The organism is Halobacillus sp. K22 (genome assembly GCF_052246795.1).
Taxonomy (GTDB): Bacteria; Bacillota; Bacilli; order Bacillales; family Halobacillaceae; genus Halobacillus.
Map to the genome: position 1 here is coordinate 100657 of NZ_JBQQCN010000013.1, position 13094 is coordinate 113750.

At 43.8% G+C, this 13094-nt stretch carries 10 protein-coding genes; 9 read left to right on the forward strand and 1 reads right to left on the reverse strand.

Annotated elements, in window-relative coordinates:
• The first annotated feature begins 27 nt into the window (after nucleotides 1-27).
• From ACTWPM_RS11225 to icmF, 7 genes are read left to right on the forward strand one after another with little or no spacing between them, the layout of a single operon-like run.
• The gene (locus ACTWPM_RS11225; RefSeq protein WP_443133128.1) at nucleotides 28-1215 is read left to right on the forward strand and encodes an acetyl-CoA C-acetyltransferase; all 1188 of its coding nucleotides are present in this window, start codon (nucleotides 28-30) and stop codon (nucleotides 1213-1215) included.
• 15 nt (nucleotides 1216-1230) lie between these two features.
• Nucleotides 1231-2082 carry a 3-hydroxybutyryl-CoA dehydrogenase gene (locus ACTWPM_RS11230; protein WP_443133129.1) on the forward strand — a complete coding sequence of 284 codons (852 nt, stop codon included), beginning with the start codon at nucleotides 1231-1233 and terminating at the stop codon, nucleotides 2080-2082.
• A gap of 21 nt (nucleotides 2083-2103) precedes the next feature.
• Nucleotides 2104-3249 carry an acyl-CoA dehydrogenase gene (locus ACTWPM_RS11235; protein WP_443133130.1) on the forward strand — a complete coding sequence of 382 codons (1146 nt, stop codon included), beginning with the start codon at nucleotides 2104-2106 and terminating at the stop codon, nucleotides 3247-3249.
• A gap of 13 nt (nucleotides 3250-3262) precedes the next feature.
• Nucleotides 3263-4402, forward strand: a complete 1140-nt coding sequence (locus tag ACTWPM_RS11240; RefSeq protein ID WP_443133131.1) for an acyl-CoA dehydrogenase — start codon at nucleotides 3263-3265, stop codon at nucleotides 4400-4402.
• A gap of 33 nt (nucleotides 4403-4435) precedes the next feature.
• Nucleotides 4436-5374, forward strand: coding sequence for a methylmalonyl Co-A mutase-associated GTPase MeaB (gene meaB, locus ACTWPM_RS11245; RefSeq protein WP_443133132.1), 939 nt, complete (start codon nucleotides 4436-4438; stop codon nucleotides 5372-5374).
• Between the two features lie 2 nt (nucleotides 5375-5376).
• On the forward strand, nucleotides 5377-6006 hold the full coding sequence (locus tag ACTWPM_RS11250) for a TetR/AcrR family transcriptional regulator (RefSeq protein ID WP_443133133.1): 630 nt from the start codon (nucleotides 5377-5379) through the stop codon (nucleotides 6004-6006).
• A gap of 19 nt (nucleotides 6007-6025) precedes the next feature.
• Nucleotides 6026-9271 carry a fused isobutyryl-CoA mutase/GTPase IcmF gene (icmF, locus tag ACTWPM_RS11255; RefSeq protein ID WP_443133134.1) on the forward strand — a complete coding sequence of 1082 codons (3246 nt, stop codon included), beginning with the start codon at nucleotides 6026-6028 and terminating at the stop codon, nucleotides 9269-9271.
• A gap of 49 nt (nucleotides 9272-9320) precedes the next feature.
• On the opposite strand, the gene ACTWPM_RS11260 is transcribed toward icmF, so the two are convergent.
• Entirely contained in the window at nucleotides 9321-9638 is a 318-nt protein-coding gene (locus tag ACTWPM_RS11260) for a hypothetical protein (protein ID WP_443133135.1), read from the reverse strand.
• A gap of 474 nt (nucleotides 9639-10112) precedes the next feature.
• Between ACTWPM_RS11260 and rpoE the strand changes: the two genes are divergently transcribed.
• Entirely contained in the window at nucleotides 10113-10649 is a 537-nt protein-coding gene (gene rpoE / locus ACTWPM_RS11265; RefSeq protein WP_443133136.1) for a DNA-directed RNA polymerase subunit delta, read from the forward strand.
• Between the two features lie 184 nt (nucleotides 10650-10833).
• On the forward strand, nucleotides 10834-12468 hold the full coding sequence (locus ACTWPM_RS11270; protein WP_443133137.1) for a CTP synthase: 1635 nt from the start codon (nucleotides 10834-10836) through the stop codon (nucleotides 12466-12468).
• Nucleotides 12469-13094 lie beyond the last annotated feature (626 nt).

Genomic DNA, 13094 nt, shown 5'->3' on the forward strand with positions numbered 1-13094 from the left:
GTTATCACAAAGAGGAGGAAATTAAAAATGCGTAAAACAGTAATCGTGTCAGGGGCTCGTACTCCATTTGGAAAATTCGGAGGTGCTCTTGCTCCTTTAACAGCTTCCCAGCTTGGGGGGATCGTGATTAAAGAGGCTTTAGAGCGTGCTGGATACAAGGGTGAAGAAGTAGATGAAGTGATTATGGGGAGCGTTCTGCAGGGAGGACAGGGACAACTGCCATCCCGACAGGCCGCACGTGAAGCTGGAATTCCTTGGCATGTGAAAACAGAAACAGTCAACAAGGTGTGCGCTTCTGGAATGAGAAGTGTAACGATGGCCGATCAGTTCATCCGTTTAGGTGAAGAGGAAGTGATCGTAGCTGGCGGTATGGAGAGCATGAGTAATGCTCCTTATTTCATGCCTAAAGCACGCTGGGGATTACGCATGGGGGACGCTCCTGTTAAGGATATGATGGTACATGATGGCCTTACCTGTTCATTCGAAAATGTACACATGGGTAACTACGGAAACCGTACGGCTGAGGAATTCGAATTAACACGTGAAGCACAGGATGAGTGGTCGTATAACAGCCACCAGCGTGCAGCTCAAGCTATTGAAAACGGAACTATGGGTGAAGAAATCGTGTCGGTAGAAGTACCACAGCGAAAAGGAGATCCGGTTGTGGTCGACACAGATGAAGCACCAAGAAAGAATACAACCGTCGAGGCTCTTTCCAAATTACGTCCCGTTTTCGATAAGAATGGAACGATTACGGCTGGGAATGCTCCAGGGGTCAACGACGGGGCATGCGCGATGCTTTTAATGTCTGATGAAAAAGCGAATGAATTAGGGTTAGATACTCTGGCGACTGTTATCGCCCATGATGAAATCGCAGTGGAGGCTCAAGATTTCCCTCAAACGCCAGGTCTTGTTATCAATAAGTTGTTGAAAAAAGCAGGAAAATCCATAGAAGATATTGATTTATTTGAAGTGAATGAAGCATTTGCAGCTGTCTCCTTAGCAAGCGGAAAAATTGCTGGACTTGATCCTGAGAAAGTGAACGTAAACGGAGGGGCTGTAGCCCTTGGACATCCAATAGGAGCAAGCGGGGCGAGAATTTTGCTTACACTTGCTTATGAATTAAAGCGTCGCGGCGGCGGTCTTGGAATTGCAGCTATTTGTTCCGGCGGCGGCCAGGGAGATGCTGTATTAATCGAAGTACCAAAGGTATAAAGGAGGAACTATTGAATGACTATTAACAAAGTCATGGTCATCGGTGCAGGACAAATGGGTGCTGGTATTGCTCAGGTGTTTGCCCAGTCAGGACTGTATGTAAAGTTAAACGATTTAAATCAGGATGCTCTGAATAATGGGTTAGAGAGTATCAAAAAAAGGCTGGATCGGGCTGTGGGAAAAGGAAAGCTATCCAGGGAAGATGAAAATGCAACAATTGAACGGCTTTCCGGTACCACAGACATGAATGAAGCATCCGATTGTGACCTCGTTGTAGAAGCTGTGGTAGAAAATATGGATATAAAAACTAAAGTATTCCAACAGCTGGATGCCATTACGCCTGAGCATGCCATCTTAGCATCGAATACTTCATCTCTCCCTATTACTGAGATTGCAGCAGCGACGAATCGCCCTTCCCAGGTCATTGGTATGCACTTTATGAACCCTGTACCGGTTATGAAACTGGTCGAGATTATCCGTGCCATTCAAACAAGTGACGAAACTTATCAAGCGATCGAAGATTTAACGAAAGAAATAAATAAATCGCCCGTCGAAGTAGAAGATTTTCCTGGTTTTGTTTCTAACCGGATCCTGATGCCTATGATTAATGAAGCGATTTACACCGTTCACGAAGGCGTAGCGTCTCCGGAAGATGTGGACACAGTGATGAAGCTTGGTATGAACCATCCAATGGGGCCTTTGACTTTAGCTGATTTTATCGGTCTTGATACATGTCTGTATATTATGGAAGTCTTGCATGAAGGGTTCGGAGACAGCAAGTACCGACCGTGTCCGCTGCTACGGAAATATGTGAAGGCAGGCTGGCTTGGAAAGAAATCGGGTCGAGGTTTTTACAGCTACGAATAACAGATGAAGGAGACGGTGACGATGAATTTAAGGTTTACAGATGAACAAGAGATGATGCGGAAGATGGTCCGTGACTTTGCCGAAAGAGAAGTGGCTCCCGCAGTTGAACGTATGGAGAAAGAGGATCGGTTTCCAATTGAGCTGATTCCTAAAATGGGCGAGCTTGGCTTAATGGGAATTCCCATTCCAGAAAAGTACGGCGGAGCAGAAATGGATTATATATCTTACATCATAGCTATCCACGAAATCTCTAAGGTAAGTGCAACTCTTGGCGTCATTTTATCTGTTCATACGTCAGTAGGAACAAATCCCATTCTTTACTTCGGTACGGAAGAGCAGAAGGATAAATACATTCCGAAGCTGGCAAGCGGCGAGTATTTAGGTGCCTTTGCCCTGACGGAGCCGAGTGCAGGGTCTGATGCAGGCAGTCTTAGAACGCGTGCTGTAAACAAAGGAGATCATTATGTTTTGAACGGATCGAAGGTATTCATTACCAATGGCGGACATGCGGATACTTTTATCGTATTTGCCCGTACAAATCCTGATATACCGAGCGGTAAAGGATTAAGTGCTTTTATTATTGAACGGGATACTCCAGGATTTTCGATTGGAAGAGCAGAAAAGAAAATGGGGATGCATGGTTCAAGCACAGTGGAATTAAATTTTGATCAATGTAAAGTTCCCGTTTCTCAGCTTCTTGGTGAAGAAGGGGAAGGATACAAGATTGCGTTATCAAACTTAAATATGGGACGAATCGGCATTGCTGCCCAGTCGCTTGGTATTGCGGAAGCGGCTTATGAACACGCTGTCGCCTACGCGAAGGAACGCGAGCAGTTTGGACGCCCCATTGCCAAGCACCAGGGAGTTTCGTTTAAGCTCGCTGATATGGCTACAGAAGTAGAGGCTTCTAAACTTCTTGTCTATCATGCGGCCTCTTTACAAGCGGCAGGAGTAAAATGTGGAAAAGAAGTATCGATGGCTAAATTGATGGCATCTAAAACGGCAGTCAAAACGGCAATTGAAGCTGTGCAGGTGCACGGAGGTTATGGATACACAGAGGACTACGCTGTGGAACGCTTTTTCAGGGATGCTAAAGTTTGCGAAATTTACGAAGGAACAAGTGAAATCCAGCGCATCGTGATCAGCAATCATTTGATTAGAGACTGAGGGGGAGACGAGAATGAATTTTACACTAACAGAAGAACAGGAAATGCTGAGGAAAATGGTGAGAGATTTTGCCAAAAATGAAGTAGAACCTACGGCAGCAGAACGTGATGAAGAAGAACGTTTTGACCGTGAAATTTTCGATAAGATGGCGGAGCTTGGATTAACGGGAATCCCGTGGCCGGAAGAATATGGAGGGATCGGCTCTGACTTCGTAAGCTATGCAATCGCTGTTGAAGAATTGTCTCGTATCTGCGCTTCGACAGGAGTTACACTCTCTGCACATATATCATTAGCCAGCTGGCCGATTTATAAATTTGGAACGGAAGAACAGAAGAAAACTTACCTTTCCCAGCTTGCCACAGGAGAAAAACTGGGCGCTTATGCGCTTTCTGAACCTGGAGCTGGAAGTGATGTTTCCTCTATGAAAACTCAGGCGAAACTAGACGGCGACCACTATGTGCTGAATGGAAATAAAGTATGGATCACAAACGGTGGAGTAGCAGATATCTATATCGTATTTGCAAAAACAGACCCAGAAGCAGAAGGGCGCGGAGTCAGCGGCTTTATCGTAGAGAAGGGAACGCCAGGGTTTTCGTTTGGCAAGAAAGAGAAAAAGCTTGGTATCCGTTCTTCGCCTACGACCGAACTGATTTTTGAAGATTGTAAAATACCTAAAGAAAACCTTCTTGGAAAAGAAGGAGAAGGTTTTAAAATTGCGATGATGACTTTAGACGGTGGACGAAATGGAATTGCTGCTCAAGCAGTAGGGATCGCTCAAGGAGCATTGGATGAAGCGGTCGCCTACGCAAAGGATCGTGAGCAATTCGGCAAGCCGATTGCGAAGCTGCAGGGCATTTCTTTTAAGTTAGCCGATATGGCAACGGAAATCGAAGCATCCCGACTGCTTACCTACCAAGCTGCTTATTTTGAATCAGAAGGACTTCCTTATTCTAAAGCTTCTGCCATGGCAAAACTGTATGCAGGTGATGCTGCGATGAGAATTACAACAGAGGCAGTCCAAGTACACGGTGGCTATGGATATACGAAGGATTATCCTGTTGAGCGTTATATGCGTGATGCGAAAATTACGCAGATTTATGAAGGAACACAGGAAATCCAGCGTCTCGTAATTGGCCGAATGGTCAGCAGCTAATGAAAAAAGCTTCAAGCGGAAAGGGGCTTTCCCATGCATTCACTTGCAGAACGAATACAAAAACAGGATATGCGAGCCCTGGCCCGCGCCATTACTCTTGTAGAAAACGATGATGATCAGAAATTAACTTTAATGAGCGATATCTTTTCCATTAAAAAATCAGCGCATTACATCGGCATTACCGGATCTCCAGGAGCAGGCAAAAGTTCGTTGATTAACAGGCTGCTCACCTATTTACGCAGTCTGGATCTTAGTGTCGCGGTTATAGCGGTAGATCCCACCAGTCCATTCAGCGGCGGTTCCCTGCTCGGTGACCGGACCAGAATGAATCAACATTTCATGGATCCTGGCGTTTTCATTCGCAGTATGGCGACAAGAGGAAGCCTTGGAGGGCTTGCCCGCGCCACCAAGGATGCTATCCGGGTATGTGACGCTTATGGGTTTGATATTGTGCTCGTGGAAACGGTGGGAGTCGGTCAGTCTGAGCTTGATATTATGAAAGTCGTTGATACGACAGGACTCGTTTTAACCCCCAATAGCGGTGATGTGCTCCAAATCTTTAAAGCAGGCATTATGGAAATAGCTGACCTATTTGTTATTAACAAAGCTGACCTTCCTGGTGTAGAAAAGCTGAAGACGACGCTTGAGGAGTATATGATGATCGCTCAGCCTAAAGGGTGGGTTCCGCCTATTATTCAAACCATTTCCACGGAGAATCAAGGAATGGCTGAATTATTTAGTCAAATGAAAGAGCATCAGGATTATCTTTATAAAACAAATCAAGGCTTCAAACGGAGGAAGCAGCAATTGACGCTTGAAGTCTATGAGTTGATTCGAGAGGAAGTGTGGCGCGAGGTGAGAGATGTCATCGAGAAGGATCCTGCTAAGCTCAAGTCATTGAACGACGTGGAGGCAGATCCTTACCAGCTGGCACACTCCTGGTTTCAAGAATGGATGAGAAAAGGAGAATGACGATGGCTGAAAACCAAGTTCCCTCTTCTATAAAAGATGAAGTCCTGGTTTTAAAACGAAGAAACCAAATGATTAAAGGAGCGGTCACCCTATTTATTGAAAAAGGGTTCCACAAAACCACGACTCGTGAAATCGCTAAGGCATCCGGCTTCAGTATTGGTACCCTTTATGAATATATCCGTAAAAAGGAAGACGTGCTCTTTCTCGTCTGTGATTCTATTTATCAGCGTGTAAAGGAACGTATGGAAGCTTCTATTGATCCCACACAGACAAGTATAAAGAGTTTGATTCATGCAATTCAGTCTTATTTTCAGCTTATGGACGATATGCAGGATGAAGTTCTTGTGATGTATCAGGAAGTTAAGTCTTTGTCGCGAGAAGCGCAGGAATACGTTCTTCAAAAAGAACGAGACATGGTAGCCATGCTTGAACAAGTGATTTTGAACAGCTTACCTGCACATCACTCTAAAGAAGAAGTAAAGCTGATTGCCAATAATATATTTGTTCAAGGACAAATGTGGGGATTCAGACGCTGGATTCTGCAGCGTTCCTTTACGCTGGAATCATATACAGAGGGGCAAATACAATTGCTGCTTCAAGGTCTGAACACCCAGGAAAAAGAACCATCCTAACTAAAGGAGGAATTCGGACATGGAACAACCAACGGTTTATCAGCCGAAAAACCCCGTCCGTTTTGTAACAGCATCCAGCTTGTTTGATGGACATGATGCTTCAATAAATATTATGAGACGTATTTTACAATCCACAGGAGCTGAAGTGATTCATCTTGGGCATAACCGCTCGGTTGAGGATGTAGTAAATGCGGCTGTTCAGGAAGATGTACAGGGAATAGCCATCTCTTCCTACCAAGGCGGTCATGTGGAATATTTTAAATATATGGTTGATCTATTGAACCAAAAAGGAGCCGGCCATATACGCGTGTACGGCGGAGGTGGAGGCGTAATTATTCCGAGGGAAATTAAAGAGCTGCATGACTACGGCGTCGCTCGAGTATTCTCACCGGAAGACGGACGCACGTTAGGTCTCCAAGGAATGATTAATCAAATGATCGAAGAATGTGATTTTATTCCTCCGCTTAACGTAGAACAAGGAATTGAGGAACTGACAGAGGGAAATCACCAGGCGGTGGCCCGGTTTATAACTTATGTAGAAAATACACCCAAAGAAGAACGGGAAGCAGTAGCCGCTTTTGAAGCGGCAGTTGAAAAAACTCAGGAAAAGACGATCCCTGTCCTGGGAATCACAGGTACAGGAGGAGCAGGGAAAAGTTCTCTTACCGATGAATTAATCCGTCGCTTTATTAACGAGATTCCTGATAAAAAAATAGCCATTCTTTCTGTGGATCCGACGAAAAAGAAAACAGGCGGTGCCCTGCTTGGCGACCGGATTCGTATGAATGCTATTTTTAATCCAAGGGTTTATATGAGATCACTTGCCACGAGAGAAGCCCGTTCGGAACTTTCAACTGCCGTTGAAGAGTCGATTCATGTTCTGAAGGCTGCAGGTATGGATATGATCATTGTAGAGACGAGCGGAATTGGTCAGGGAGATGCGGCGATTACTGACATTACTGATTTATCGATGTATGTGATGACTTCCGAATTTGGAGCTCCCTCCCAATTGGAAAAAATTGATATGATCGATTTTGCCGATTTTATTGTGATCAATAAGTTTGAACAAAAAGGCTCTGAAGATGCCATGAATCAGGTTAAAAAGCAATATCAGCGAAGCCACATGCTGTTTCATGAAGACGCTTCCAATTTTCCTGTTTACGGTACGATTGCGAGCCAATTTAATGACCCTGGTACCAATACACTTTTTGCGGCCATTGTCGATCAGCTGAACGAAAAATTCTCCTGGCAGGATGACACCTCTTTTGAGCGCGTAAGTAAAGTAGAGAAGCAAAATGTAATTATTCCTAATGATCGTAAACAATACTTACGAGATCTTTCTCTTGCTGTTCGTGATTATCACGAAAACACAAAAACACAGGCAGAAAAAGCCCGGAAGCTTTATCAATTGAAAGGCACGCTTGAAGAGCTTGAGGACGAAGCCGCAAAAGCAAGTATCGAGCGGCTCATCGAAGATTATGAACGAACCCTGGACCGTGAGGCGAAAGTAAAATTGGACGACTGGGATGATCTTCATAAGCGTTACAGCGGTGATACCTATACCTTCAAAGTCAGAGACAAAGAAATTACCATGGATCTTACGACTGAAAGTTTGACTGGTTTGAAAGTTCCTAAAGTCGCTCTGCCTAAATATTCGGATTGGGGCGACCGCTTAAGCTGGCTGCTAAGGGAAAATGTTCCCGGCGCTTTTCCATTTACAGCTGGAGTTTTCCCGTTTAAACGAAAAGGAGAAGACCCTAAGCGCCAATTCGCCGGGGAAGGTACACCGGAACGCACCAATCGCCGTTTTCATTATTTATCTGAAGGAGACGAAGCTAAGCGTTTAAGTACAGCATTTGATTCTGTCACCTTGTATGGAGAAGATCCCGATGAACGTCCGGATATTTACGGGAAAGTCGGGGAGAGCGGTGTGAATATTTGTACGCTTGAAGATATGAAAAAGCTGTATGATGGATTTGATTTAATCGATCCAACTACTTCGGTTTCCATGACCATCAATGGTCCCGCTCCTATTATATTAGCTATGTTTTTCAATACAGCCATTGATCAACAGCTTGATAAATTCAAGGAAGAACATGGACGTGAACCTAATCGTGACGAAGCGGAAGAGGTAAAAGCCCAAACGATTAATGTGGTCCGCGGCACTGTTCAGGCCGATATTCTAAAAGAAGACCAGGGTCAGAATACGTGTATTTTCTCCACGGAATTTGCATTACGGATGATGGGCGACATTCAGCAGTATTTTATTGACCATCAAGTCCGTAATTATTATTCTGTCTCCATATCCGGTTATCATATTGCGGAAGCCGGGGCTAACCCGATTACGCAGCTTGCGTTTACGCTCGCAAATGGTTTTACGTACGTGGAGTATTATTTGAGCCGCGGTATGGATATCAACAAATTCGCCCCTAACCTTTCATTCTTTTTCTCGAATGGGCTGGATCCAGAATACACCGTTCTCGGACGTGTTGCTCGCAGGATTTGGGCGATTGTTATGCGCGACAAGTACGGAGCCAACGAGCGCAGCCAAAAGCTAAAATATCATATTCAAACATCTGGACGCTCTCTTCACGCACAGGAAATTGATTTTAATGACATACGGACTACGCTACAGGCTTTAATTGCTATCCAGGATAATTGTAACTCGCTTCATACCAATTCATACGATGAAGCTATCACCACGCCTACAGAGGAATCTGTCCGCCGGGCTATGGCAATCCAAATGATTATTAGTAAAGAGTTCGGTTTAACCAAAAATGAAAATTCATTACAAGGTTCCTACATTATTCGCGAGCTGACTGACTTAGTTGAGGAAGCTGTGTTGCAAGAATTTGAACGAATTAACGACCGCGGGGGAGTACTTGGGGCGATGGAGCGTCAGTACCAGCGAGGTAAAATTCAGGAAGAGTCCCTTTACTATGAAGGTAAAAAACATTCAGGTGAGCTGCCAATTGTGGGAGTGAACACGTATCTCAATCCTAATCCTCCTTCTGAAGATGAGATTGACTCCATGGAATTAGCCCGCGCTTCTCAAGAAGAAAAAGAACATCAGATCCGGGAGCTTCGTAAATTTCAGGAAGCAAACCAAAACGAAACGGAAAAAGCACTCAATCGTTTGAAAGAAACAGCGAGCGGAGGAGGAAACATCTTTGAGGAACTGATGGAAACCGTCCGTGTCGCCAGTCTTGGTCAGATTACGCATGCACTTTACGAAGTAGGTGGACAGTACAGAAGGAATATGTAAATGAATAACGCCCTGCCTCTATTGAAGAGGCAGGGCGTTTGACTGGGAGTTAGTGGCCGCCTCCGATTTGATCGTCATCATGCGCCTGATTAATATCTTTAACGTATGGCTTTTTAATACCGTACCATTCATAGGTGAGTTCATAATTCTCACCAGCTTCAAGGACCATCCAGGTGCTGGAGTCCTTCACTTTGATTTTCTTTCCATCCACTTTAATGTAGTATTCATCCTCTTCATGAGTCTTTTCTGAAATCGTAGCTTCTGTTAAGTGTTTAGAATGAATTTTACCATAGCTGGTAAACAGCCAGATCGAAACAGCTATGACGGCTATAATGGTGGCAAACCAGTTAAAAGGATGGGTTTTCACGTTAATCTCTCCTTTGATCGTTCAATGTCTACTATGCTCTGCTAACTCTCCGTGCGGATTTTTCATATAACTTGAAGATTGGTCTCGAAGCTGCTTAGGTATAGAAAAGCAGTCGGGAAATCGATTAGCCTTTCTGGCTCCCCCTGTTCACCTAAAAGTGAGGGAATTGAGACTTCCAGATAACGAACCAAATTCAATAACTCTCTTATGAAAAATCAACAACAACGTTTTAACATAGCTCTATTTTAAAATATTTTAAGGCGAACACCAAATATCCTGTCTAAATAGTTTTAGAAAGATGTTTATATTCATACACGCTTGGTTAGAAAGGAATACAACAGGGTAGGAGAACCCTGCGATAATCTATTTGATTTTTAAAAGACCTAATCATATAATGGATGGTATGATTAAATGTGATTCGTATGCCTATGAGGTCACTTATCCTATTTTGTGAATATAAAGGAGTGCTGGATCGTGAGCGTAAAAGAACTGAGCAAAGATCAGATTAACGAAACATCAATGATTGAACTTGCAACGATCATTTTGGAAGAGGAAAGAGAAGCGATTGACTTTAATGAAATCTTCCAGAGGATTGCCAAATTGAAAGGTTTTACAGAAGCCGAGAAAGAACAATATATTGCACAGTTTTATACTGACATGAATATTGATGGCGGATTTATGACCATTGGTACAAATAGATGGGGACTGAAAAGATGGTATCCAGTAGAACAGATGGAAGAAGAAATCGCTAGTCTTCCCCAGAAACGTAAGAAGAAAAAGAAAAAGCCTTCCAAGCTCTTGGAAGATGAACTTGGCGTGGCTGAGTATGATAACAACGAAGAAGAGGACATTGAAGAAGATGTGGAGCTTACAGATGAAGATCTAGATCTTGATGATGACGGTGATTATGATGGTGATTATGAAGATGACGACCTGGATGAAGAGGAAGAAGAAATCGTGGAAGACGACGTCAGTTTCGTAGGCGACGAAGAAGAGGACGAAGATAAATAAAAACTGCGGTTGACTTTCAAAACCGTTATAAGTACAATCTTATTTGGGCTCTTTAATTTCTGACACGAAATAATCGAACGCTCCCCAAGTGTGGGGAGCGTTTTTTGTTTTTTTATGTGCGATTAAAGGTGGATGGGTAATTGAATCCATTCATCAAATTTTTATTTATAGTAAATAACTAATAATGACTAATAGAGAAAGAGGGATCGTAGTGGCGAAAGAGACGAAATATATATTTGTAACTGGCGGTGTGGTATCTTCCTTAGGGAAAGGGATTACAGCTGCTTCATTAGGAAGATTATTAAAAAATCGAGGGCTTAAAGTAACGATTCAGAAGTTCGATCCCTACATCAACGTTGATCCAGGGACGATGAGTCCTTATCAGCACGGAGAGGTATTCGTAACGGATGATGGAGCAGAAACGGACTTGGATTTAGGTCACTATGAACGTTTCATCGATATTAACTTAAACAAATTCAGTAACGTAACCACTGGTAAAGTTTATTCAAACGTAATTAAGAAAGAACGCCGTGGAGATTATCTGGGGGGAACGGTCCAGGTCATCCCGCACATAACGAATGAAATAAAAGAACGCGTATTTCGTGCTGCTCATGAAACGAATGCGGACGTGGTCATTACAGAAATAGGCGGGACTGTAGGCGACATTGAGTCACTGCCATTCTTGGAAGCCATACGTCAAATTAAGAGTGATATTGGCCGCGATCACGTCATGTACATCCACTGTACCCTCGTTCCTTATTTGAAAGCTGCTGGTGAAATGAAGACGAAACCCACCCAGCACAGTGTCAAAGAATTACGTTCTCTCGGGATTCAGCCGGATGTCATCGTATTGCGTACAGAAATGGAAATATCTGAGGACATGAAAGAGAAAATTGCTCTCTTCTGTGACATTAACAAAAACGCTGTGATTGAAGCAGGAGATGCAGATACTTTGTACCATGTACCTATTACTCTTCAAGATCAAAACCTGGACCAGCTTACTTGTGATCACTTTGGTCTGGATTGCCCGCCAGCTGATATGACAGAGTGGAACCAGCTTATTAATCAGGTGAAGAACCTTAAAGAGAAAGCTACGATTGCACTTGTAGGTAAGTACGTAGAGCTTCCGGATGCTTATATCTCAGTGGTAGAGGCTTTGAAACATGCAGGCTACAGCTTTAATGCGGATGTGGAAGTGAAATGGGTTAATTCAGAGTTTATTACAAGCTCCAATGTTCATGAACATTTGCAGGATGCTGATGGTATTCTCGTTCCAGGTGGATTTGGAGATCGTGGAATTGAAGGAAAGATCGAAGCTATACGTTATGCGCGTGAACAACACGTACCTTTCCTTGGAATCTGCTTAGGAATGCAGTTGGCAACTGTAGAATTTGCCCGCAATGTACTTGGATTGAGCGGGGCGCATTCGGCTGAAATAAACCCATCTACTCCACACCCAATTATTGATTTGCTTCCTGAGCAGAAAGAAGTTTCAGACCTTGGAGGAACGCTGCGACTGGGCATTTACCCATCTCGTCTGAAGGAAGGTTCTAAGGCTATGGAAGCTTATGGTGAAGAGGTTATATATGAACGCCATCGCCATCGTTTTGAGTTCAATAATCATTACCGTGATCAGATGGAAGCGGCCGGATTTAACTTCTCCGGAACCAGCCCTGACGGCAGATTAATCGAAATTATTGAAGTAGAGGATCACCCTTGGTTTGTGGCCAGCCAATTCCATCCTGAATTTAAGTCTCGTCCTACTCGCCCTCAAGAGCTTTTCTATGGTTTTGTAGGGGCTGCTATGAATCAAAAGTAATAACCATTTAAAAAAGATGTTGCAACATTTTGTTGTGACATCTTTTTTTTAAAGGTTATCTAACGTTATGGCTGGTTATCATCCGAGAGTTCTTGCAAATAGGACTTTATAAAAAGAACTGTTAAAGCTATATGATGCTAGTTAAAGATAAGCTCCCGTTTGTGGAAGACTCAGTTTCGAGATATTTTAAGAGAGGGAAGGTCCTGCGGGGGAAGATTTCGCTTTCTGCGGGCATGTGCTGAGCCTCCTCAGGCTTCGCCTTCCGGGGTCTCACCGATCATGTTCATCCCGCAGGAGTCTCCATCGTCCCCCTCCGGACCTTGCGATATATGGAGCTCGAAATCTTGTTTGAGAGGCTCGGTTTATGATGGAGATAAACTTCTAACAATGAGCGTGTAAAGTGGATAATTCCCGCTATAGAAGCATTTGAGACGGGTCAAGCACCTTCTAACGCCTATAGAAGGGTCCGTTCGCTTTTCAAGCATAGGCTGGCGAAGGGAACGACGAGACTCCCGGAGCGACCGAGCATAGGTCGTAACTTATAGCGGGTGGGATGCCCGTCGAGAAAGAACTAGCCATTCACTCGTAGCGAGTCTTTGTGGGCAGATGGTAACATCTGCCTTTAA